We start from the raw sequence: 22,657 nt of genomic DNA, 5'->3' as shown, positions 1-22,657 counted from the left end.
TTAATGAATGGACTATCTCAATCTCAAAAAAATTATTTTCCTACTGGCATTGCTGTCCGTACGACAAATTCTCCGTCTTCCACGTCAACTGTTACTTTTCCGCCAGTTAATGCCGTGCCTTTTAAGAGTTCCTCAGACAATCTATCTTCCACATGCTTTTGGATTGCTCTACGTAATGGACGTGCACCGTAATCCGGGTCATACCCAATGTCAGATATTTTGTTTTGCGCTTCTTCTGTTAATTCAAGTACAATATCTTGCTCTTTTAGACGCTTGGATAGCTCGTTAGACATGAGGCTAACAATCTGACGTAAATGTTCTTTTTCAAGTGCGTGGAATACAATCATTTCATCCACACGGTTTAAAAATTCAGGACGGAATGTTTTCTTCAACTCTTCTAGCATTGTTGATTTCATACCTTCATAGTCATGGTCTGAATCTTGTAAATTAAACCCGACGTAACGATTCGTTTTTAACGCCGTTGCGCCTACGTTTGAAGTCATAATGACGACCGTATTACGGAAATCTACCGTACGTCCTTTGGAATCAGTTAGTCTACCATCATCTAATACTTGAAGGAGCATATTGAAAACGTCCGGGTGGGCTTTTTCAATTTCATCAAGCAAGATAACGGAATAAGGTTTACGACGAACTTGTTCTGTTAATTGTCCGCCTTCCTCATGGCCTACGTATCCTGGCGGTGAACCGACAAGTCGAGACGTTGAGTGTTTCTCCATATACTCGGACATATCTACTCGAATCATCGCGTTTTCATCACCGAACATTGTTTCAGCTAAGGCGCGTGCAAGCTCTGTTTTTCCAACACCTGTCGGCCCTAGGAAAATGAAAGAGCCAATCGGTCGTTTCGGGTCTTTCAAACCTGCTCTTGCACGGCGGATTGCACGGGAAATCGCAGTGACCGCTTCCGCTTGACCAATAACACGCTCATGTAAAGTTTGTTCCATGTTTAGTAGTTTCATCGATTCTGTTTCAGCAATTTTTGAAACTGGTATTCCAGTCCACATGGCTACGACCTCAGCTATATCATTTACAGTCACTTTCGATTCTGTCTTTCCTTGCTTTTCTTTCCAAGCTGCTTTTGTCGTATCCAATTCTTCTTTCATTTTCTGTTCTTTATCACGGAAAGAAGCTGCTTTTTCAAACTCTTGGCTTTGAACTGCCGCATTTTTCTCAGAACGAATCGCTTCTAGTTGCGTTTCAAGGTTTTTTAAATTTGGCGGTGTTGTGTAAGAACGCAAACGTACTTTAGAACCCGCTTCGTCAATTAAGTCAATCGCTTTATCCGGTAAAAATCTATCAGAAATATAACGGTCCGACATTTTAGCAGCCGCATCAATCGCTTCATCCGTAATTTTCACACGGTGGTGCGCTTCATAACGATCACGTAAACCATTTAATATTTGAATAGATTCTTCTACGGATGGTTCGTCGACTTGAATTGGTTGGAAACGACGCTCAAGTGCCGCATCTTTTTCAATATACTTTCTATATTCATCTATCGTTGTTGCACCGATACATTGTAGTTCACCGCGTGCAAGCGATGGCTTTAAGATGTTCGAGGCATCAATTGCCCCCTCTGCGCCACCAGCACCAATTAACGTATGCAACTCATCAATGAATAAAATGACGTTGCCCGCTTGGCGAATTTCTTCCATCACTTTTTTCATTCTGTCTTCAAATTCTCCGCGGTATTTCGTACCCGCTACAACCGTCCCCATGTCTAACGTCATGACGCGCTTGTCGCGAAGAATTTCTGGAACTTCATTATTCACAACCTGCTGAGCCAACCCTTCTGCAATTGCAGTTTTACCTACACCAGGTTCTCCAATTAAAACAGGATTGTTTTTCGTACGACGTGCTAGCACTTCAATGACACGTGTAATTTCTTGGCTACGACCGATAACCGGGTCGAGCTGCCCTTCCCGAGCTACTTCCGTTAAATCACGCGCAAGTCCGTCTAACGTCGGTGTTGCAGCGGAATTCGTATTGTTAGAAGAATTACTTGATGAACTTTCGTTGCTCCCTAATAGTTGCAATACCTGTTGACGTGCTCTATTCAAACTCACCCCAGCGTTACTTAACACACGTGCAGCAATTCCTTCACCTTCACGGATGAGCGCTAGTAAAATATGCTCCGTTCCAATATACGAATGCCCTAACTTTCGCGACTCATCTACTGAAAGCTCAATTACTTTTTTAGCACGTGGTGTGTAGTGAACAATTGGACCAACGTCTTTTGTGCCGGTCCCAACGAGTTTCTCAACGCCTTCCTCAATTGTCGTGAAACTTACTTCAATCGCTTCAAGTGCTTTGGCAGCTATTCCGCCACCTTCGCGAATCAGCCCAAGCAAAATATGTTCTGTGCCAATCGATTCGTGCTTCATACGGATTGCCTCTTCTTGAGCAAGTTGTAACACTTTCTGTGCGCGTTGTGTAAATCTGTTAAACATCATAGTTATGTCCACTCCTTCTCTCTATATATAATCTATTCCACGGACGCTCATACGTAATCTAAAAAAATCCTTTTTCATACATAGGATTGACCAATTTTTACCAAAGTATACAAAATAGAAAACTCAATCTTCATTCGATTTTTTCGTTGAGGGCAATGAGCCGTCAATGAGAAGACGTGCTCGGAATAATTTTGCTCGAAAAATATCGCGTTCCTCTTGCGTTAACTCTGTGTTTGCATATTGTTGGAGAAACCCCGGCTGCATAAAAATCATCAGCTCATTCATGATCGAAACATCCACGTCATTAATGAGCCCGAGATCGACACCGAGTCGAACATCCGATAGACATTTCGCAGCTTCTCCAGTCGGCAGGAGCCTTGCATATACAAGCGTTCCGAGAGAACGATGCAATCGATCTTCAAGCGCTGTTCGGGACTTCTCTAAAAGATTTCTCCTCGCTTGGCGTTCATGTGCAATTAATCGAGCAGTTACGTTTCCTAACTCCTCTAAAATTTCCGCTTCTGTCTTGCCAAGTGTAACTTGATTTGACACTTGGTAAACATTCCCAAGCGCCTTACTGCCTTCCCCGTAACTCCCACGGACAACAATGCCGAGCCTTGTGATTGCTGGAATGATTCTTTTAATTTGCTTGGTCATCGTTAATGCTGGTAAATGCATCATGACAGAGGCGCGCACGCCAGTTCCAGTATTGGAAGGACAACTCGTTAAGTAGCCAAATTGTTCATCAAAAGCATAAGGCAATTGCTTTTCTAACATGTCGTCCACGGTATCTGCTTGTCGATAAGCTTCTTCCAATTGCAATCCCGGGAAAATACATTGGATGCGAATATGATCTTCCTCATTCACCATAATACTGACTGTTTCGTCTTCTGATAAAACAACTGCGCCTTGACGTTCCGGATTGGTTAATTGCGGACTAATTAAATGTTTTTCCACTAACACTTCCCGGTCCAATTTCGAAAGATCAGACATTCTGATATAGGCATAACCTTTACCGTCAACTTCATCTAATAATACGCCGGCAGCCATTTTATCCACCGCTAGTGCCTCATCCTCACTTGAAGCGATCGGAAAACGATACCCTCTTAAATTCCGTGCCAACCTCACTCGGGTTGCCATGACGATATCGGAATGTTCTCCTTCTCCCGTCATCCAACCTGTGATTGCACTTTGCATAAACTTCTCAATCGACATTGTGTGCTTCACCTCCATTAGAAAGGTGTTGTTGCAACATTCTTGCCTCGTCGCGTAATTCGGCAGCTTCTTCAAACCGCTCCGCTTCTACTGCTTCTTGCATTTTTACTCTTACTTCTTCAATTTTTCTTTTAATCGCATATAATTCATTGAATGAAACAGGTATTTTACCTGTATGGGTTGTTTGCCCATTGTGCAACTTCCCAAACACATGCGGAAGTCGCTCTCTAAACGTTTCATAGCAAGTCGCGCAACCGAATTTTCCGATGTCCAAAAACTTGCCAAACGTTAAATTACATTCAGGACATTCCAGTTGATGGGCTGTCGTCCCCCGTCTCTTTGGTTGCGTTTGGAATGTATCGCTACCGCCAAACCAATGAGATAAAAATTGTTGAATAGATAAAGGTTCCTCATTTGGACTAAAATGAAACGCTTCTGATTGGAAAGCACATTTTTCGCAGAAATGATGCTCTATCGACTCGCCCATATAGCCCTTCGTAATGACGACGGATGCGGGACGTTCTTTACAATTTTCACAAATCATCTACATGCCACCTCACATTTGTAAAGTTAAATTTTCATTAAAACTCTTCATAAATAAGCGTCACGAGCATGGCATGTAACACACGCGCTCTCAGTTCATCACGTTCAGGTAACGGAATTCGAATCGTTGCCCGATCAACTGCCGCTAATATAAGTTTCGACTCGCGATCTGAAATAACCTCTTCTTCTAACAGTCGATACACAATGTCGAGTGCCATTGTATGCGAAACACCATTTTGGAGTCCTGCTAAAATATGCTCAATTAAGTCTTTACGTGTATTTGCTCGAACGCGAAAGATCCGGATATACCCGCCGCCGCCTCTTTTTGATTCAACTGCATAACCACGTTCGGCTGTAAAGCGTGTGTTGATCACGTAATTAATTTGTGAAGGGACACATTGAAACTTTTCTGCGACTTCATTTCTCTTGATTTCAATTACGCCGTCCTGTTCTTCTTCTATAATCGCCTTCAAATATCCTTCAATGATGTCAGAAATATTTCTCATTTCTTCACCTCTTTCATGCTAGGTGTCGTCATTGACTTTGACTATCTTTGACTTAATTGTACAGACGAATCATGTTGTTCGCAATCGATACGCATTCATTTATTCGACCATGATAGTGTCGGCTTAAGTCATCATTATTTAATCATTTATCTATAGAAAAATGGACTTTCCTACTTAATTAAGAAAGTCCATTCTATTTTTATACACTCAATTAGCTTCCACGCTTATATTTATTAGTTCCTTTACAGGTAGGAAGAGTTCGCCCGTTTCTAGGTAGGTGATGGAAAGTTTATCGCCTTCCTGGATATAGATTGAATACGGGGCAACTTCAGAAGAAACGAGGAAACTTCTTCCGTCGTCCGCTAAAATCGATACGAGTGTGAATTCGCCTACGCGCTCTTTGAATACACGCTGAACAGTAATCGCTGTTTGCCCTTCTTCTGCATTTGAACTACCGTCAACGGAGCTGCCACCACGTTGAAGGGCCGTTTTATACAGTTTTAACGCTTCGTTCGGCGTATTGCCGTATACCGAAACTTCAGGATTGGCTGCGGAGACAATAAAGTAGTTTTGTAAGAAACCATTTGAATCCAAGACCGGCGTTAACCAGCTAGCTTCTCCGTAAAAATTGTAGAGAACTGGCATTTCACCAGACCATTTCTTTTCAATAAATTTCTTCTCAATAATTTGCAATGTCCCTTGCGAATCCATATACGATTCTTCTGAGTTTCCAGTGTAATACGTTGCTTCACCTGTTCGACCATCCGTCAAGGCGTAGCCAAGCATCGAATCGACACCTTCTTTTGGACTTGTGAAATCAGTGAAGTAATACATATGGCCGTTTTCATCGAATATCGGACTCACATTCGCCTCTGTTCCTTCATCAGACGGAATCTTTACATCCTTTTTCCCGAAAACTGAATTCCAGAAACCGTGAATATATTTTCCAAAATAGCTATTTTGTAAACTAACCGCTTCAGGCGAAACTGCCCCATCAATAAAAGCTGGGATCTCAGCAAGTGAATATTTTTTTACATCGCCTGTTTTTGAATCAACCATGACAATTCCTTTCACATCAAAACCGTCACGTGCAGTAATAAAGTCTCCATATGAACGAATATAAAAAGGTTTCCCTTCATCATCAATTTCAAGCTGCACATCCCCGTAGAAAATTAGATTCGGCATTTTCATACGAATATGTCGTTCCACTTCTTTGTGGAAATAGGAAGAAGGTGTATAGGTCATTTCTGATTTAATAAACTTCGGATTATCTGCCGAATTGGTTGCACTCATTGTAAAATAACCTGGTGTAGTTTTTCCGTTCCACCACTTGAAGAAACCTGAAAATTCAACAGGTGCAATATAGACAAATTCGCCGTTCACTTTTTGAATTTGCAAATGTCCAAGTTCATAATAACTTGTATTAGGAACTTGACCGAAAGCTTTTTTCATTTTATTCCGCGCAAATTTCGGTGGCACACTTGCCGGTGTTTTCGTTTCGTCAAAAGCTGTAATTTCGATTTTCTGGTCCATTTCTACGATACTGTACTTTTTATTGGCATTGAATAATGGCGCACTTAGTATAAAAACGCCTACCGCTAGCGCTGCAAGGAATAAACCTATTTTTAGCTTACGCTCTTTTTGACCCGCGACTAAGACACTAATAAAAGTAACAATGAGCAATACAACCCATAAAGATGTCCAATTACGGTCTAAATTCGTAGCATAGTAAATCCCGAATATAATCAGGGTGATGAAGACTGCAGTTGCTAGTAACGCCGCCAATCGATTAAACGGAATCGCTTTCTCCGTCTCTTGATTATTGATAGCCATTGGGACAATTATCGCACTTGCAATGATGCCGACAACGACTGAGAATATCATTAACTGAATCATATAAAACACTACTTTCTATATTAGAAGATTTTAATTCATATTAATGATACGGACTGACCAGCAAATGGTTTCATATATATTTATACGAAACTTTGATGAAAAAGATACCTGTTAACTCATCCACATAAAAAAGGACTCTCCATTTTAACGGAAAGTCCAATTCATGATTTATTGCGTAACAACTTCTCTCTTTAATGGTTCTAGGTCGATTTCAAACCCTAAATCTTCAAGCATTTCTCGGTCCCTGTTACTTTCTTGGCCTTCTGTTGTTAAATAGTCGCCAACGAAAATGGAGTTTGCTGCATATAATCCAAATGGTTGTAGACTTCGTAAATTCACTTCTCGTCCACCGGAGATTCGAATCTCCTTTGTCGGATTCATAAACCTAAATAAACAAAGAACCTTTAAACAATAACGTGGTGTTAATTCAGATGTCCCTTCAAGCGGTGTGCCATCGACAGCGTGTAAAAAGTTGACCGGAATCGAATCTGCATCCATCGCATGTAAGCTTCGCGCCATCGCAATGACATCTTCTTTCGTTTCGCGCATGCCAACAATGACACCTGAGCACGGGGAAATCCCTGACTGTTTTGCTAATTCTACTGTGTTTACACGGTCGTCAAATGTATGGGATGTCGTAATTTGATCATGATGCGCTGCGGATGTATTGATATTATGATTATATCGATCTACGCCCGCCTCTTTTAATCGACTGGCCTGATCCGGCTTTAAAATCCCAAGACATGCACAAACTGTCATATGCTCGTGCTTCGCTTTAATCTCTTTCACCGAGTCAACGACAATATCTAGCTCTCGATCTGCAGGCCCACGCCCACTCGCAACAATACAATACGTTCCGGCATTTAAGTCCGCAGCGCGCTGGGCTCCTGCAATTATTTCTTCCCGTTTCATCATTGAATATTTTTCAATGGGCGCTTTCGACACGATAGATTGTGAGCAGTACCCGCAGTTTTCAGGGCATAATCCAGACTTCGTGTTGATGATCATGTTTAACTTCACTTTATTGCCATAATAATGTTTTCGAATTTTGTAAGCAGCATGTAGAAGAGGAAGTAAATCCTCATCATCGCTTTCCAAAATTGACAACGCCTCCGCATCCGTCAAAATATGTCCGTCAAGAACTTGATCCGCTAATGCTTGAAATGTCGTCATATTATCGCCTCACTCTCAATATTTTGAACATTCGATGTCCAAACATCCCTGCCAATACGGCAAGAAGAATGTCTTTAGGTAATGGTGGTATCATCCAGAGCCACGCCACTTTATATGTAAATGCATCAGGTGCAGCAGCCCACAGCTTATAAGCAAAATACATCCAATTCGTTCCGAATAAATAGTTCACTGTCATCGCAACGAGCGCGGCGATGATATAACCTTGTAACTTCCCGTTCTTTTCGACGATTTTTCCGGCAATATAAGCCGTAAATATAAATGAAATAATAAAGCCAAACGTCGGACTAAGAACAGATCCAAATCCCCCACCGAACTTTGAAAACACAGGTGCTCCTGCTAGTCCAATAAACATGTAAACCGTCATGGAGATAGCGCCTAATCGACTACCAAGAATGAGCCCCGCCAGAATCGCAAAAAAAGTTTGCAACGTAATTGGGACTCCTCCAACAACTAAAAATGGTACGAACGCCGTTATGTTTGCCCCTATCATCATAAGTGCTGCAAACATGCCACAATGTACTAGACTTAATGCGTCCATTCCTTTTCTCTGTTCTACTACTGTTGTCATTTGTCACCTCTAGATGTTGTTTGTCATAATTAACATAATAAAAGAATAATTCCATTGAGTCAACCACTTTTTTATATTAGTTAACCTATTTGAGAGAGCGGTCATTTCATATTTCTAGTAGAATTGCCAATAAATTCGGTTTGGCACGTCAGAACTTGAGATAGGCGTTAAATGAACTCAGAAACAGTAATAACATAAAAAACCGACAGCATTTCGCCATCGGTTTTGATTTCTTATACTATCTTTCTTCTTCGTTTTTAGGAAATAGGAAATACGAAATGATCCCACTTACAATGACTGCACCTATTGTAATATAGATTCGCGTCTCTTCAGGAACATCCGTATGATTCCGATTTAAAATCGCCCAACTTGCCCAAGCAACGATGAGCATGATTGGGATCACAAATTTAAAAATCCGCAAGCAGTTCACCCTCAATAAATTATAGTAAACTCAGTTTACCATAATTCGGAATTACATCCACAGGCAACGTCTTGCACCTCCACATCCACAACCGCATCCGTGTCCATGTCCATGACCGCGCCCTCCTTCGAATGCCGGCCCAAGCCCCATTCCTGGTCCAAATCCCGGTCCAAATCCTGGTCCGTTCTCGCCAGGCGAAAACGAAGCGCCCATTACATCCTGAGTTGTTTCAGTGTAATAGTGTCTCGGAACATCGACGACATGGTGCCTATTTACGTTGACAACTGGATGGATAACCGGTACCTCGCGCTGAGAAAACTGATCATGGCAACGATAAACAGGCGGACATACGATTGGTTGAACTTGATGATGCCCCATATGTTCAGGCATATTTCCATGATGCATATTTTCATGATGCATATTTCCATGATGCATATTTCCATGATTCATCATGCTCTATCACCTCCTCCCTCTAGTACATGCAACAAACCTACAAGTACACGGGCAAGAGACTATATCGCCGAAAAATGTTCTAAACAAATGCCATGTCTATATGATCCATGGGGTAACCATCATAAAAAGTTTCAAAGCCCCAAAAATACTATGCCACTTATCATTGCAATGGCAAGAAGAATAACGATGACAAAGACAATTCCTGCGTAAATCATAATCGTTCCAAACCCTCTTAGAGCCGAAAACTGGTGTGCATACCCAATCGCTTTAGACAAAATCACAATACCATAAATCGATAATCCAATCATGACAATTAAATAAAACAAATAAAAACCGAACGACATATTCGTAACCGCAAATGGTCCAACAGGCTCCCTAAATAAATCTTTTCCATAAATCAGTATAGCGATGATTGAAATAGGGAGCATTCCGATCATCGGTAGTGACCCACTAGCGATCGCTAGACACATTTGCTTCCATTGACCTTTTCCGCCAAGAAGTTTTCCAATGAATAAATACAAGCCCGCATTCAAGAAATAGAGAAACACACTCATTGCGGTAGCTAAAAATAAAGAAATAAAAAGAATTGCCGGTAAGGAAAAACCCGATAGAAGACCTGAATCTGCAAATGAAAATACACCTGTACCAATGGATGCAATCACAATGACTAAAATTCCGTAGCCGATTGATTTTCGATCAATCATGTCGCGCAAAGTTTGCTCTGGTTTCGTCCAAATTGAAAGAAAAGGATTCATCCCATTCACTCTCCTACTCTTTCTCTTAACCTATGTATAAACTTTGTTTTTGAACACCCTACTTCATCGATACGAATGATAGAAACTTTGGTGTCATTTTCAACTAAATGTTCTTTTGACAACATAAAAAACCTCACGTAGGTGTGAGGTGTGCAATTATTGATAGCTCTCTGGCAATTCTTTTTCATTATGGGGTTCTTCACTTTCGAACACTTCATAGTTCCCGTATGGATACGACTCAAAAATTGGCGAACCTTCACCAATCATTTTCAACGCTGCATTGACATCTTCATCTAATCTTTTTGCCATTTCTTCCGGATCAATTGGCATATGACTCATATGGATCAACCTCCTCTACATATTAACCGTGGCTAAATGCGATAGGAACCAAGATTGTCAATTATGATATTCATATACACGTCTTTGTTATACCAAATATCCTGCACATATAAAGTTATCATCGCTAGATTGTGCGAAGTCAGCACAATCATTTGCGAACTACGTGCAATTTCATTTCCGTCAGCAAACCTTATCATTCAAAGGCAATTCAAGTCTTTTTTACAGTCAACTTGAATAGATAATGGGTATACTATCAATAAGGGAGGTATTCCGATGAGACGAATTATTTTATTTGACGGAGACTGTTATTTTTGCGACGTAAACGTTCAATTTATTTTTAAGCGGGATCCTTATGCCCATTTCTATTTTACTCCTTTACAAAGTGACAAGGGCCAAGAACTCATTCAAAAGTTTGCGATTCCGAAAGATATAGATAGTGTTGTCCTTATTGAAAATAATAAAGTCTTCACGGAGTCTTCAGCCGCTTTACATATTGCAAAAAAGTTGGATGGTTTATGGCATCTATTGTTCTTATTTATACTCATTCCACGCCCAATTCGTGACGGCGTTTATAAGTATATCGCGAAAAACCGGTATAAATGGTTTGGGAAAAAGAAAGATTCTTGTGCATTACCCTCTTCTGAGCTTAGAAGAAGATTCCTATGAAATCATTTCTCCAAAACTTCCCAAAAAAATCGCAAGCGAATCTTTGCATCTCGCCTGCGATTTTTTATTCCACGCTAGTCTTCTATTCTTGCCAGCCGTTCATTTTCCTCGTCTGTAAAAGCTCGCGACCTCGTCAAGAATCGTTTGCCTTCTACGCCTTCAAGCGAAAACATCCCGCCCCGTCCTTCGACTACATCAATGATAAGCTGCGTGTGCTTCCAATAATTGAATTGATTTTCGTGCATATAAAATGGGACGTCGCCAATTTTACCGAGCAGCACATCTTGCGCCCCAATGATTAACTCCCCTTGTGGATAGCACATCGGCGAAGAACCATCGCAACAACCACCCGATTGATGAAACATCAGTGGACCGTGCTTTGATTTTAATAATCCAAGAAGTTCGAGTGTCGCATCCGTAGCTAATACTCGCGCTGTTTCTTTCATCTTTTAATTAAAAGAAACCTAGCTTATTTTTATTATAACTAACGAGCATATTTTTCGTTTGCTGGTAATGGTTTAGCATATCGAGGTGATTTTCTCTGCCAATCCCAGATGCTTTATACCCACCAAATGCCGCATGCGCCGGGTATACGTGGTAGCAATTTGTCCAGACGCGACCTGCCTGGATGCCTCGACCAAATCGGTACGCCGTATTAATATCTCGCGTCCAAACCGCGGCACCTAGCCCATACAACGTATCGTTTGCAATTTCCAAAGCTTCTTCTTTCGTTTTGAATGTTGTCACTGAAACGACTGGACCGAAGATTTCTTCTTGGAAGATACGCATTTTATTATTGCCTTTAAAGACAGTTGGCTTTACATAATACCCATCTTTCAAATCACCTTTTTGCTGATTCTTCTCGCCGCCAATTAAACATTCTGCGCCTTCCTGCTTACCAATATCAAAGTAGGATAAGATTTTCTCCATTTGCTCCGTCGATGCTTGGGCGCCCATCATAACAGTTGGATCTAATGGATTTCCTGTTTTAATCGCCTTGACCCTTTCTAATGCACGTTCCATAAATTTATCGTAAATCGACTCATGAATGAGTGCACGGGAAGGACACGTACAAACTTCACCTTGGTTGAGGGCAAACATGACAAACCCTTCCACCGCTTTATCAAATAGCTCGTCGTCCTCATCAGCAATATCTTCAAAGAAAATATTTGGTGATTTCCCGCCAAGTTCCAATGTTACTGGTATTGCGTTTTGAGAAGCATATTGCATAATGAGGCGCCCTGTTGTCGTCTCACCAGTGAATGCGATTTTGCCAATTCGCGGGCTAGACGCAAGCGGTTTACCTGCTTCTAAACCGAAGCCATTGACAACGTTGACAACGCCTGCCGGCAATAAATCTTCTATTAATTCAATTAGAAGTAAAATGGAAGCTGGCGTTTGTTCAGCTGGCTTCAAAACAACACAGTTTCCTGCCGCAAGCGCTGGTGCTAATTTCCACACTGCCATGAGAATTGGGAAGTTCCACGGAATAATTTGACCAACAACACCGATTGGCTCGTGAAAATGATAGGCGACTGTATCCTCATCGATTTGACTCACGCCGCCTTCTTGCGCACGGATGGCACTTGCAAAATAACGGAAATGATCAATGGCTAGCGGTAAATCCGCATTCAACGTTTCGCGGACAGCTTTACCATTTTCCCAAGACTCCGCAACCGCAAGCTTTTCCAAGTTTTCTTCGATACGATCTGCAATTTTTAAAAGAATGTTCGAACGCGTCGTGACAGATGTTTTTCCCCATGCTTCTTTTGCCGCATGCGCTGCGTCTAACGCAAGTTCAACATCTTCTTTTGTAGAACGTGCCACTCGCGTAAACACTTTCCCCGTCACCGGCGTTGGATTATCAAAATATTTACCGAGTACTGGCGGCGTCCATTTACCACCAATATAGTTATCGTATTTTTCCTTGTAATTCACGATTGCCCCTTTTGTATTTGGAAACGCATAAATTTTGTTTTCTACTGCTTGTACCATTGTCATTCCTCCCAATTAGTGTTTGTTTTTGTCATAATTTTTCTCATCAAGTTATGAGTTTTATTCGAATGGATAGTGCGATTAAGTCTTCAACTAGCAAACACCTTTCCTTTCCACACAAACCACTTTTCCATATGGCACCCCCTTACCACGGCAACAAATCGGCAAATAATCGATGCGCTTTTTTCACGCACTACTAATCTATGGGCGGACACCAAGTAATATGCATAAAATTTTCACCTTTTTAAAAAACTCTTGATAAATCCCAATCAAAAAAAGTGATCCTATTAACAGAGGATCACTTTTCTAATCTATGATATTTCCTTTAAAGAATGACAATTATGAAATGTATTCATTCATCTACTGGTTCAAATACGCCCATGCAAATTGTGCATAAAGTTCCGCGCCTGTCGCAAGTGCATCTTCATCAATATCAAAGTTACCATGGTGATGCGACCATTCCGTATCTTTCTCGGCATTCCCACTTCCTACAAGTGCAAAGCTGCCTGGGGCTTTATCCAAATAAAATGAGAAGTCTTCCGCGCCCATCGTTGGTTTTTCATGATAAAGAACATCAGGTCCAAATGCTTCTGCAGCAACTTGCTGTACAAGCATCGCGCTGGCTTCATTATTAATCACCGGTTGTGTACCGCGAATATATTCGACTTCCGCAGTTGCACCATACATGGCTGCGACGTTTTGGGCGTAATCGGCAATGCTCTTTTCAATATGGTCACGCGTCTCCTGATTAAATGTACGCACAGTTCCTTCTATAAGAGCATTCTCGGCAATCACGTTAAACCGAGTGCCAACATCCATTCTGCCGATTGTAAGAACAGCAGCATTTTGCGGATCGATTGTCCGCGAGATTACTGTTTGAACGTTCATCACGAATGAAGAAGCAACAACAGCTGCGTCGATGCAATCTTCGGGAATCGCTCCGTGCCCGCCTTTTCCTACAAAGTGAACCTTGAAAATATCAGCGGCAGCGAACGATGGTCCAGGCGGACATGACACTTGATGTGTCTGCATTTGTGACCAAATGTGGATTCCAAATACATGATCAACATTCTCCATCGCGCCTTGTTCAACCATCGCCTTAGCTCCCTCTGCAATTTCTTCAGCTGGTTGGAATACAAGACGGACATTTCCTTGAAGTCCATTTTTCACTTCCGATAAAGCTTTTGCGGCCATCAGCAGCATGGAAGTATGCGCATCATGTCCACACGCATGCATTTTCCCCGCTACTTTTGAAGCGTATGGGACATGCGTATTTAACTGTTCAACAGGGAGCGCATCCATATCACCGCGCAGCGCAACCGTCTTACCGCCTGGTTGACCTTCTATCTCTGCAATGACGCCTGTTGGCTCTGTTGTTCGGTACGGAATACCAAGCTTGTCTAGATAATCGCAAATGAACTGGGTTGTTTTCACTTCTTCCCACGGCAACTCTGGTTCACTATGGAATGTTCGTCGCATTGCGATCAGTTCGTCACGATGCTGAGTAATTGTATCTTTAATTTGTTGATTAATCATGATGATTTCTCCTTCATTAGTTTATTGACCGTTTCGAATAAAATATTTGTACCAGCCGCCAAATCAAATGCATCCGACCATTCCTCCGGGCAATGACTGAGTCCATCCTTACTAGGGATAAAGAGCATTCCGCAAGCGGTGTAATCTGATAAAACCATCGCGTCATGACCAGCTCCACTATGTATCGAGCAATTCGAAGCGCCCAGTAGATCACTCGATTCTTTCAATACGGAACGAATGCTTACATCTAATAATTTCGGTTGAATAGACATCTGTTCTTTAACAGTTATTTGAATACCTTCATCTTTTTGAATCATAATTCTTTCTTTCGTGCGCTCGACAGCCTCGAGCACGTGCTCCTCTTCACCCGAACGTATATCAACTGTAAAAATGACGTTTTCAGGAATGACATTTGACCCGTTTGGGAATACGTTTAATCGTCCTGTTGTGATGACAGTTCCATTACCGACCGCATTTGCAATCTCAGGCAAATCGCCAACAATGCGTGCAGCAGAGACGAGCGCATCCGAACGTCTATCCATCGGCGTTGTCCCTGCATGTCCCGCTCGACCTTGCACGGTCACCTCCAATTGAGTGAGTCCAACAATGCCTTCAACAATCCCGACTTGAATCCCTTTATCTTCAAGTATTGGCCCCTGCTCGATATGCAGTTCAAGAAAAGCAAGAATTGTTTTAGGATCGCGTACTTTCTTTTTCGATGGATCCAATCCGATCGCCAACATCGCATCTTTTGCTAACACGCCCTCTGCATCCGACAACTGATTAAAGTCCGACTCAGTCAGGACCCCCATCATCCCCCTTGAACCCATAAGCGCGCCCCCAAACCGAGACCCTTCCTCTTCAACAAACGCAATAATTTCAAGGGGATAAAGTGGCGTAATGGCGTTTTCCTTAAACAGTGCAGCCAACTCTAATCCCACTACTACACCGGCAGTCCCGTCATAGGCACCACCATTTGGAACAGAATCAAAATGAGAGCCGACTAGTACTGAAGGCTTGTCCGGCATCTGCCCTTCAAGTTTCCCGAAAATATTTCCGAAACCATCTTCTGTTACGGTAAGCCCGTATTCGACCATTCTTTCCTTAATATAGTTTCGTGCTAGTAAATCCTCTTGACTATACGTCAATCTTGTTACACCTTGACCTGGCGTTGCCGTAAATTGGCTTAATAACTCGATATGCTGTTGAATCCGGTTTTGATTTGCTTTCATAACTTCAACCCCTTCTACTTATAGGAATGCAACAAAAGTACCCGCGAGGATAACAGAGACAATCGTAACACTTATAAAACCACCGACAAGCATTGGCGGAAGCATATGACTTGTCAAAACTTCTCTTTCCTCTTCATCTTCCGTTAAGGCATTAATGACTTCGACTGTAATGATGTAGTCTGCCGGGAAACCATACAACGCAGTCAATGATACAGCGAATGCCATTTCCTTACTGACTTTTAACACTTTCCCCATAATGAACGAGAAGATGTACATCCCAATCACACCAAATCCGATACAAACAACGAGTGGATATAAGATACCTAACATCATGTCGGGTGTGGCGACTTTCAACCCATCAAAGACGAAGAGCATTAACCCAAGAATCGCAAATCCGAATCCATTTGCCCTTTGCAATGAATTACGCTCTAAAAACCCAACACTTGTTGCAATAACACCGAATACCAAGCAAAGGACAAACGGGCTGACAGCTACAAATGGTGCGAGCAATTCAGATGTCAAATAGGCAAGATACCCAACAATCGCTAACCTTAAATACTTAAAGTAATCCGTATTGTATTTCTTAGGCATTTTACTAAATAATTTAAGCTCTTGTTCTTTTGACACTCCCTCTTTCTCTGTATCTTCCGTCTTCTTTTCTAATTCTCCATTGCGATACTTGCTAAGAAGCGTTTTTCCTTCTTTTTTCAAAACGAAAGCAGTCAGTGGATATCCGGCGAAACCTTGCATCACGTAAATAACTATCGCGAATACCGACAACATCGTAAGCCCGGCTTCTGCTGCACCTTCCGACATAATTAATGCGGAAACAATGCCGCCAACGAGCGGTGGAATTGCAACAAGTACTGTTTGAACATCAAATAGGATCGTTCCAAATCCGAATAGTATGACAATAATCCCTAAAATCCCAGCTAGAGAAATTAATATCGTTTTCCATTGTTTAGCTAATTCTTGAACAGACAATAGCGTACCCATATTTGTAATCAGTAAATAGATTAACATGACCGCAACAGTAGGTGGCACCCCTGCAAGCGCGACAATATCTTGCGGAAAAAAAGTCCAATAACCAAGCAAGAAGAGGACCGCACTAACAAAAACAGAGGGAATCCAAGCTTTCGTGCGAACTGCAACAAGATCTCCGATAAATAAGATCGCGACGACAAGTACTAAGGCTAACATTTGTGACACAACAATCCCTCTTTTCTAACAATATAGAATAGACATATCTTACTAACTAATGTCGATTGTGAAATAATAGCATAACTTTTTCTATTGTGCAAATAGTTTTTTAATATAGTGAATAAGCGTTTCTCAACCGCTCTTTTAATTGATATAAACTAGAAAGTACTTGTAACCGCAATCATCATGCTAGTAGACTCAAAACCCTTTATTGGTAATAAAATTATTTCTTCAATCGAAACCTTCATCACTTCATGAAAGAAATTGAAACCTTTCAAAGTTGCAAACGTCAATTTATTAGCAATATTTTTCTCAGGAATTAAAAATACCGAACATGGCAAAACTGGGGATAGCGTGAAAAAGGAAAAGGATACAAAGTTTTTTATCACTTTAAAACAACAATATTGAGGTTCATGCTATACTTACAACAGAAGAAAAATATCAATTACTATTTCGTTTACATTGGCGCAATATAATTGATTCACACATAGGACATTGGAGGCAAAATAATTATGAAGAAATGGTTTAACACGAAAGTAAAAGTCGGATTGGCAGCCCTAAGTTTAGTCGTTGTCGCTGGTTGTTCAAACGGAGAATCTGTTGCAACGGTTGGTGGCGAGAAAATCACAAAAGACGAACTGTATGAAATTCTTGTTCAATCTAATGGACAACAAGCACTTGAAGCGCTAATCGACGAAAAAATTGTAGCGCTTGAAGTAAAAAAGGAAGATATTAAAGTTCCGGAAGATGAAATTAAAGAAGAAGTTGCGAACTTCATGGAAAATGCAGGCGGAGAGGAAGCATTTAAAAACGCGTTAGAACAAAGCGGTATGACAGAAGAAGACTTTAAAAAAGACGTCATTCAATACTTATCAATCCGCAAATTAATGGAACCACGTGTTGAAGTAACGGACGAAGAAATCGAAACGTACTTCGAAGAAAATAAAGACAGCTTTAACGTTGAAGAACAAGTTGAGGCAAGACATATTTTAGTGGAAGACGAAAAAACGGCGAATGAAATCGAACAAAAGTTAAAAGACGGTGAAGATTTTGCTGAATTAGCAAAAGAATACTCGACAGATGAAGGTTCAGGCGCACTTGGCGGAGACTTAGGTTTCTTTACACGCGGTCGAATGGTACCTGAGTTTGAAGAAAAAGCATTTTCTATGAAAGTCGGCGAAATTAGCGAACCTGTCAAAACTGAATATGGTTACCATATCATTGAAGTATTAGATAAAAAAGAGGCAAAAGACGCGACGCTCGAAGATAATATTGTTGAAATTCGTGAAAAGCTATTTGAAGATAAAATGCAAGCGGAGTACGTCACTTGGTTAGAAGATGCGCGAGAAAAGTACGACATCAAAAATAACCTAAAAAAATAAGCTACCAAAAACCGACACACCTCGATGTGTCGGTTTTTTTAATTCAGATGCATACAATTACGCTAAATTTTTCAATGCTTTTGCAACATTTACCGTTCGTTTCGCTTGATGTTCTACCGCTGCTTTGATCGCTGCCTCATCTTCCACAATTTTACCGTCTTGGCCGACCGTGACACTCGTTCCGTATGGGTTGCCGCCAGCGTCAAATGTAACAGGGTCCGTATAACCCGGCGCCGCAACGATGGCTCCCCAATGATACATCGTCGTGTAAAGAGATAGTATTGTCGCCTCTTGGCCGCCGTGCGGATTTTGCGCGGTCGACATGGCACTTACCGCTTTATCGGCAAGCTTACCTTCTGCCCAAAGACCGCCAACTGTATCGATAAAACTTTGCACTTGGCCCGCAATATTTCCAAAACGAGTAGGCACACTAAAAATGATCGCTTCCGCCCACTCCAAATCTTCAGGCGTCACTTCAGGCACATTTTTTGTCGTTTGTGCATGTACTTTCCATCGTTCGTTTGCATCAATTGCCGCTTGTGGCGCTGTTTCAGGTATTTTTAATACTTTTACTTCAGCCCCTGCCGCTTTTGCCCCATCTTCTGCCCATTTGGCCAATCGATAATTCGTTCCACCAGCACTGTAATAAACAATTGCCGTTTTGGTCATGTTTTCCATCCCCTTTGCACTCACATTCCCAAACATTCTATATAAATAGCCCATGTCTTAATCCCCGCTTCGTATTGTCGTTACGAACCGAAATTCGTCTCAAACCACTCAGCAGCCGCTGCCACTTCCGTCCTTGTGAGCGAATGCCCGTTCATCTCCCAGTGTAACGCAGTTTCAGCACCTGCACCTCTCAGAAGCTCATCCAATTCTTCTGATTCAGCCATTGGACAAATCGGGTCATTTTTACCCGCGGCAATGAACACTTTCGTTCCTTCAAGATTTGGTAACTGAAGTCCTCTTCTCGGCACCATTGGATGATGAAGGCTTGCTCCTTTTAAACTTCCCTCATAATGGAATAATAAACTTCCTGCGATATTTGCACCATTCGAGTAACCAACAGCAATCACATTTTTCCGATCAAATTTGTACTTTTCTGCTGCCTCATCAAGAAACTCGTGTAACTCTTTCGTCCTGAAAATTAAATCTTCCTCGTCAAATACGCCTTCCGCTAATCTGCGGAAAAATCGCGGCATCCCATTTTCAGAGACATTTCCACGAACACTTAACACCGACGCCTCCGGATCAATCAATCCTGCAAGTGGCAATAAATCTTCTTCCGTGCCACCTGTACCATGTAACAATAAAAGAACTGGCTTAGCTGCATCTTTTCCTTCTTTAAAAATATGAATCATGTTTCATCCCCCCTATTTCAATTGTGAACTAGGAACCTCATTACACGCTTTTTATTCCCTAGAACACGCCTTCTAAACTATCTCGAATTCAAGACGATACTAACAAAGGGATTTTACCTTGTCAATTTATCCGTTTTATTCGAAGTTTGAAAAACGCCAATAATGCCAACTCATCACATCAGACATCCAGATAAGCCCATTGCTTTCGGCTAGATGAATAGGTATCCATCCATTTTGTGCGCCGCGTGTGAGATAAACTTCATGATGCGGCGCCTGATTATGGTAACCCGTCAAGTCAAACGTCCCATCCCTCCGCAGAACAGCGCGAACTTCATAATTAATCTTCGGCGCTTGAACAAGGGGATTTTGGACTTCATGCGTTAAGAGAAAACCGGCTTCCCCTGGCTTATGGTCGTTTCTTTCCAATACAATCCCGTCACTAGTGGCTTTCGCTTCTTTTCTATATCGGCCTACATGATCATACGCCACTGACATCCCAATATTTCTGGTACAAACCATTGGCGATTTTACCTGTCCATAATCGAGTGAAACATCAACCCGCGATCGGAAACTAGTGCCGTCTGGATCAAAATCTCTCCCATCCCCTTTGAATAGATGACTTTTTGAAAAGAAATTAGGGTTTTTAATCATTTTTTCTTTTAAAAACGTTGTATAGCGAAATTGCCATTTATTCACTTTTCTTTCAGCTGTTCTTTGCAAGGTCGGGATTAGTAATTCACTAGGCCTTCCGATTTGTTTGGTTACCGTAAATCTTTCAATCGCTGGTTGCTTATGTGAAATTGCTTTATTCATCAACCCAAGTACTGTGGCGACCACTGACTTTCCCTTGCTAAACCGTTCCTCTGACATCGCTAGTGGACGTTTCGATTGAATTCGATATGTATACGTTTGATCTACTGTAATATCACGGTCAATATATTGGTTTGCCTGTACCTCTTTGATAAATACATCATTTCGATAAATTTCATAATGTGTCACGTCTTTTATTTTTTCCCAAGACAATGCAATTTGTGACTTGGCTACGATGGTCGTCATAACAAGAAATTGCAAGGGATTCTTAACATTTCGCTCTTCAGCATATGCCGAAGTTTGTAGTCGGACTACGTCAACAACTTCTTCATTTATAACACGTTCAATCGAGTAGTTATATAGTTTCGCATGCTTAAAATCCCCGTCCCTAAACTCTGCTACCGTCCCCTCGTATAAAAGTTCACCATCTCGATATACATAATAGTCCCCGCCAAGATCACGCCAAGTAAGGTGAATGACATCATGCTTATGTGTCACAGATTGCACTTCAAACAAAGCTAATTTCACCATGAAAAAACCACACTTTCTTTTTAAGAAAGTGTGGCGAATTTCGATGTGGATTATACGTTTTCTTTACATTTCAACGCCAGTCGATGCTAGCGTGATGACCCCTTTCATCGCACGGGCTGCTTGTTCAACGTCTTTTGCATGTGCAATCGCTGAGATAACCGCAACACCTGAAGCCCCCTCACGGATGACTCTTCCTGCTTTACGCTCTGTAATGCCCCCAATACCTACCATTGGAAGACCAGGAAGTACATTCACCACTTGACGAACAAGCTCCGGTCCCACCGGTGTGCCTGCATTCTCTTTAGATGCCGTCTCAAATAAAGGCCCAACCCCAACATAGTTAGCGCCAGCATCTGAAGCCGTCATTGCATCTGTAACAGAATGCGTGGAAACGCCTAAAATCTTATCTGAACCAATTTTTTTACGAACCTCAGCAATGTCTCCGTCTTCTTGTCCAATATGAACACCGTCCGCGTCAACCGCGATTGCCAAATCAACATCATCGTTTACGATAAATGGTACTTTATATTCGTTACATAGCTGTTTACATTGTTCCGCTAAGGTTTTTAATGCATCTCCTTGTAATGCGCCTTCCCCTTTTTCACGCAATTGGAAAGCGGTAATCCCCCCTTTTAAAGCGGCTTGTAAAACATCAAGTAGATTTCGATCCCCCAAATTTGTTGTTCCGGCAATAAAGTATAATTGTAGTTTACTTTTATCCATCGATCACAACTCCCTTTTTATGTTTTTCAACTGTCATTCGCTGCTTATATGCCCAGTGATTGGTTGGGCCATGTCCACTCCCAATGTCTAACCCATTTTCGATTGCAGCATGGATAAAATTCTTTGCAGAAATAACAGCATCTGCTTGTTTTTTACCCTCTGCAAGAAAGGCAGTCAATGCAGCCGCATACGTACAACCTGTCCCATGTGTATCTTTTGTGTCAATCCAAGGCGTACGGACGTAAAACTTCTCCCCCGCGGCAGACATAAATAAATCTTCCGCATCAGGTACGTCTACCCGATGTCCTCCTTTAATAACGACGGATTTCGCGCCTAATGCCAATATATGCTTGGCCGCTTTTTCTATGTCCGCATTGTTTTGGATTTGTAACCCTGTCAGAACTTCCGCTTCTGGAATATTGGGTGTCACCACTGTTGCAATCGGTAGAAGTTCCTTTTTCAACGCCTCAATCGCTTCCTCCCGAAGTAAAGAAGCACCGCCTTTCGCGATCATCACGGGATCAATGACGAGCGGGATTTCCTTATTCTTTAATTGCTCCGCCACCACTTGAATAATTTCTGACGAAAACAACATCCCCGTTTTCACAGCATGCACGGGAAAATCCGTAAAAATGGCTTCAATTTGTGCGGCGATGATTTCTGGGTCTATCGATTGGATCGCATGAACACCTTGTGTATTTTGTGCCGTCACTGCTGTTAATGCGGATGTACCAAAAACCCCAAGCTCCTGAAACGTCTTTATATCCGCTTGAATACCGGCACCTCCACTGTTATCTGAACCTGCAATTGTCATTGCGATTTGTACCATTTATAGTCACGTCCTTTATTAAAAATAA

General features: G+C 41.7%; 23 protein-coding genes. 2 read left to right on the top strand and 21 right to left on the bottom strand.

Annotation, left to right across the window (positions count from 1 at the left end):
- Window positions 1-32 precede the first annotated feature (32 nt).
- The 11 genes from BI350_RS01965 to BI350_RS01915 all read right to left on the bottom strand — a co-directional run bounded on the left by BI350_RS01965 (window position 33) and on the right by BI350_RS01915 (window position 10,364).
- The gene (locus BI350_RS01965; RefSeq protein ID WP_075526599.1) at window positions 33-2,474 is read right to left on the bottom strand and encodes an ATP-dependent Clp protease ATP-binding subunit; all 2,442 of its coding nucleotides are present in this window, start codon (window positions 2,472-2,474) and stop codon (window positions 33-35) included.
- A gap of 123 nt (window positions 2,475-2,597) precedes the next feature.
- On the bottom strand, window positions 2,598-3,689 hold the full coding sequence (mcsB, locus tag BI350_RS01960) for a protein-arginine kinase McsB (RefSeq protein ID WP_075526598.1): 1,092 nt from the start codon (window positions 3,687-3,689) through the stop codon (window positions 2,598-2,600).
- Window positions 3,679-4,233: a UvrB/UvrC motif-containing protein gene (locus BI350_RS01955; RefSeq protein WP_075526597.1), complete on the bottom strand. Its 555-nt coding sequence runs from the start codon at window positions 4,231-4,233 to the stop codon at window positions 3,679-3,681. Before BI350_RS01955 ends, mcsB begins: the two co-directional genes overlap by 11 nt.
- 37 nt (window positions 4,234-4,270) lie before the next feature.
- On the bottom strand, window positions 4,271-4,738 hold the full coding sequence (locus BI350_RS01950; RefSeq protein ID WP_075526596.1) for a CtsR family transcriptional regulator: 468 nt from the start codon (window positions 4,736-4,738) through the stop codon (window positions 4,271-4,273).
- A gap of 207 nt (window positions 4,739-4,945) precedes the next feature.
- Entirely contained in the window at window positions 4,946-6,634 is a 1,689-nt protein-coding gene (locus BI350_RS01945) for a sulfite exporter TauE/SafE family protein (protein ID WP_075526595.1), read from the bottom strand.
- Window positions 6,635-6,802: 168 nt separating this feature from the next.
- Window positions 6,803-7,807, bottom strand: coding sequence for a biotin synthase BioB (gene bioB / locus BI350_RS01940; RefSeq protein ID WP_075526594.1), 1,005 nt, complete (start codon window positions 7,805-7,807; stop codon window positions 6,803-6,805).
- Between the two features lies 1 nt (window position 7,808).
- Window positions 7,809-8,396, bottom strand: a complete 588-nt coding sequence (locus tag BI350_RS01935) for a biotin transporter BioY (RefSeq protein WP_075526593.1) — start codon at window positions 8,394-8,396, stop codon at window positions 7,809-7,811.
- A 238-nt stretch (window positions 8,397-8,634) separates the two neighbouring features.
- Window positions 8,635-8,817, bottom strand: coding sequence for a hypothetical protein (locus tag BI350_RS01930; RefSeq protein WP_075526592.1), 183 nt, complete (start codon window positions 8,815-8,817; stop codon window positions 8,635-8,637).
- 51 nt (window positions 8,818-8,868) lie between these two features.
- Window positions 8,869-9,270 (bottom strand): hypothetical protein, encoded by a 402-nt coding sequence (locus BI350_RS17120; RefSeq protein ID WP_075526591.1) that lies wholly within the window; start codon window positions 9,268-9,270, stop codon window positions 8,869-8,871.
- Window positions 9,271-9,401: 131 nt separating this feature from the next.
- Complete coding sequence (locus tag BI350_RS01920) at window positions 9,402-10,025, bottom strand: YIP1 family protein (protein ID WP_075526590.1); 624 nt, start codon at window positions 10,023-10,025, stop codon at window positions 9,402-9,404.
- 156 nt (window positions 10,026-10,181) lie between these two features.
- Window positions 10,182-10,364 carry a hypothetical protein gene (locus BI350_RS01915; RefSeq protein ID WP_075526589.1) on the bottom strand — a complete coding sequence of 61 codons (183 nt, stop codon included), beginning with the start codon at window positions 10,362-10,364 and terminating at the stop codon, window positions 10,182-10,184.
- A gap of 273 nt (window positions 10,365-10,637) precedes the next feature.
- On the opposite strand from BI350_RS01915, the gene BI350_RS01910 reads away from it, so the two are divergent.
- The gene (locus tag BI350_RS01910) at window positions 10,638-11,030 is read left to right on the top strand and encodes a thiol-disulfide oxidoreductase DCC family protein (protein WP_075526588.1); all 393 of its coding nucleotides are present in this window, start codon (window positions 10,638-10,640) and stop codon (window positions 11,028-11,030) included.
- A gap of 74 nt (window positions 11,031-11,104) precedes the next feature.
- On the opposite strand, the gene BI350_RS01905 is transcribed toward BI350_RS01910, so the two are convergent.
- The 5 genes from BI350_RS01905 to BI350_RS01885 form a co-directional block, all read right to left on the bottom strand.
- Window positions 11,105-11,476: a DUF779 domain-containing protein gene (locus BI350_RS01905; RefSeq protein WP_075526587.1), complete on the bottom strand. Its 372-nt coding sequence runs from the start codon at window positions 11,474-11,476 to the stop codon at window positions 11,105-11,107.
- 7 nt (window positions 11,477-11,483) lie between these two features.
- Complete coding sequence (gene adh, locus BI350_RS01900; protein ID WP_075526586.1) at window positions 11,484-13,025, bottom strand: aldehyde dehydrogenase; 1,542 nt, start codon at window positions 13,023-13,025, stop codon at window positions 11,484-11,486.
- Between the two features lie 360 nt (window positions 13,026-13,385).
- Window positions 13,386-14,558 carry an amidohydrolase gene (locus BI350_RS01895; protein WP_245698324.1) on the bottom strand — a complete coding sequence of 391 codons (1,173 nt, stop codon included), beginning with the start codon at window positions 14,556-14,558 and terminating at the stop codon, window positions 13,386-13,388.
- Entirely contained in the window at window positions 14,558-15,793 is a 1,236-nt protein-coding gene (locus BI350_RS01890; protein ID WP_075526584.1) for a Zn-dependent hydrolase, read from the bottom strand. The genes BI350_RS01895 and BI350_RS01890 overlap by 1 nt, the downstream gene beginning before the upstream one ends.
- Before the next feature lie 18 nt (window positions 15,794-15,811).
- Window positions 15,812-17,002 carry a hypothetical protein gene (locus BI350_RS01885; RefSeq protein ID WP_075526583.1) on the bottom strand — a complete coding sequence of 397 codons (1,191 nt, stop codon included), beginning with the start codon at window positions 17,000-17,002 and terminating at the stop codon, window positions 15,812-15,814.
- Window positions 17,003-17,505: 503 nt separating this feature from the next.
- Here BI350_RS01885 and BI350_RS01880 point away from each other — a divergent pair.
- Window positions 17,506-18,375, top strand: coding sequence for a foldase protein PrsA (locus tag BI350_RS01880; RefSeq protein ID WP_075526582.1), 870 nt, complete (start codon window positions 17,506-17,508; stop codon window positions 18,373-18,375).
- A gap of 57 nt (window positions 18,376-18,432) precedes the next feature.
- On the opposite strand, the gene wrbA is transcribed toward BI350_RS01880, so the two are convergent.
- The 5 genes from wrbA to thiD form a co-directional block, all read right to left on the bottom strand.
- On the bottom strand, window positions 18,433-19,098 hold the full coding sequence (wrbA, locus tag BI350_RS01875; protein WP_075526581.1) for an NAD(P)H:quinone oxidoreductase: 666 nt from the start codon (window positions 19,096-19,098) through the stop codon (window positions 18,433-18,435).
- 26 nt (window positions 19,099-19,124) lie between these two features.
- On the bottom strand, window positions 19,125-19,736 hold the full coding sequence (locus tag BI350_RS01870; protein ID WP_075526580.1) for an alpha/beta hydrolase: 612 nt from the start codon (window positions 19,734-19,736) through the stop codon (window positions 19,125-19,127).
- A gap of 135 nt (window positions 19,737-19,871) precedes the next feature.
- Window positions 19,872-21,077: a DUF3238 domain-containing protein gene (locus tag BI350_RS01865; RefSeq protein WP_075526579.1), complete on the bottom strand. Its 1,206-nt coding sequence runs from the start codon at window positions 21,075-21,077 to the stop codon at window positions 19,872-19,874.
- Between the two features lie 63 nt (window positions 21,078-21,140).
- The gene (gene thiE, locus BI350_RS01860; RefSeq protein ID WP_075526578.1) at window positions 21,141-21,800 is read right to left on the bottom strand and encodes a thiamine phosphate synthase; all 660 of its coding nucleotides are present in this window, start codon (window positions 21,798-21,800) and stop codon (window positions 21,141-21,143) included.
- Window positions 21,793-22,629 carry a bifunctional hydroxymethylpyrimidine kinase/phosphomethylpyrimidine kinase gene (thiD, locus tag BI350_RS01855; RefSeq protein ID WP_075526577.1) on the bottom strand — a complete coding sequence of 279 codons (837 nt, stop codon included), beginning with the start codon at window positions 22,627-22,629 and terminating at the stop codon, window positions 21,793-21,795. Before thiD ends, thiE begins: the two co-directional genes overlap by 8 nt.
- Window positions 22,630-22,657: the final 28 nt, after the last annotated feature.

Origin of the sequence: Sporosarcina ureilytica (assembly GCF_001753205.1) — a bacterium.
In the GTDB taxonomy this organism is placed as follows: Bacteria; Bacillota; Bacilli; order Bacillales_A; family Planococcaceae; genus Sporosarcina; species Sporosarcina ureilytica.
This window is presented reverse-complemented; position numbering and strand designations above follow the sequence as displayed.

Excerpts from the sequence above, each read along its gene's own strand:
- adh (WP_075526586.1), bottom strand. The coding sequence starts at position 13,025 with ATGGTACAAGCAGTAGAAAACAAAATTTATGCGTTTCCAAATACAAAA.
- BI350_RS01905 (WP_075526587.1), bottom strand. The coding sequence starts at position 11,476 with ATGAAAGAAACAGCGCGAGTATTAGCTACGGATGCGACACTCGAACTT.
- thiD (WP_075526577.1), bottom strand. The coding sequence starts at position 22,629 with ATGGTACAAATCGCAATGACAATTGCAGGTTCAGATAACAGTGGAGGT.
- wrbA (WP_075526581.1), bottom strand. The coding sequence starts at position 19,098 with ATGGGCTATTTATATAGAATGTTTGGGAATGTGAGTGCAAAGGGGATG.
- BI350_RS01955 (WP_075526597.1), bottom strand. The coding sequence starts at position 4,233 with ATGATTTGTGAAAATTGTAAAGAACGTCCCGCATCCGTCGTCATTACG.
- BI350_RS01880 (WP_075526582.1), top strand. The coding sequence starts at position 17,506 with ATGAAGAAATGGTTTAACACGAAAGTAAAAGTCGGATTGGCAGCCCTA.
- BI350_RS01870 (WP_075526580.1), bottom strand. The coding sequence starts at position 19,736 with ATGATTCATATTTTTAAAGAAGGAAAAGATGCAGCTAAGCCAGTTCTT.
- bioB (WP_075526594.1), bottom strand. The coding sequence starts at position 7,807 with ATGACGACATTTCAAGCATTAGCGGATCAAGTTCTTGACGGACATATT.
- BI350_RS01865 (WP_075526579.1), bottom strand. The coding sequence starts at position 21,077 with ATGGTGAAATTAGCTTTGTTTGAAGTGCAATCTGTGACACATAAGCAT.
- BI350_RS01890 (WP_075526584.1), bottom strand. The coding sequence starts at position 15,793 with ATGAAAGCAAATCAAAACCGGATTCAACAGCATATCGAGTTATTAAGC.
- BI350_RS01920 (WP_075526590.1), bottom strand. The coding sequence starts at position 10,025 with ATGAATCCTTTTCTTTCAATTTGGACGAAACCAGAGCAAACTTTGCGC.
- BI350_RS01965 (WP_075526599.1), bottom strand. The coding sequence starts at position 2,474 with ATGATGTTTAACAGATTTACACAACGCGCACAGAAAGTGTTACAACTT.
- BI350_RS17120 (WP_075526591.1), bottom strand. The coding sequence starts at position 9,270 with ATGATGAATCATGGAAATATGCATCATGGAAATATGCATCATGAAAAT.
- BI350_RS01910 (WP_075526588.1), top strand. The coding sequence starts at position 10,638 with ATGAGACGAATTATTTTATTTGACGGAGACTGTTATTTTTGCGACGTA.
- thiE (WP_075526578.1), bottom strand. The coding sequence starts at position 21,800 with ATGGATAAAAGTAAACTACAATTATACTTTATTGCCGGAACAACAAAT.
- BI350_RS01950 (WP_075526596.1), bottom strand. The coding sequence starts at position 4,738 with ATGAGAAATATTTCTGACATCATTGAAGGATATTTGAAGGCGATTATA.
- BI350_RS01945 (WP_075526595.1), bottom strand. The coding sequence starts at position 6,634 with ATGATTCAGTTAATGATATTCTCAGTCGTTGTCGGCATCATTGCAAGT.
- mcsB (WP_075526598.1), bottom strand. The coding sequence starts at position 3,689 with ATGTCGATTGAGAAGTTTATGCAAAGTGCAATCACAGGTTGGATGACG.
- BI350_RS01915 (WP_075526589.1), bottom strand. The coding sequence starts at position 10,364 with ATGAGTCATATGCCAATTGATCCGGAAGAAATGGCAAAAAGATTAGAT.
- BI350_RS01935 (WP_075526593.1), bottom strand. The coding sequence starts at position 8,396 with ATGACAACAGTAGTAGAACAGAGAAAAGGAATGGACGCATTAAGTCTA.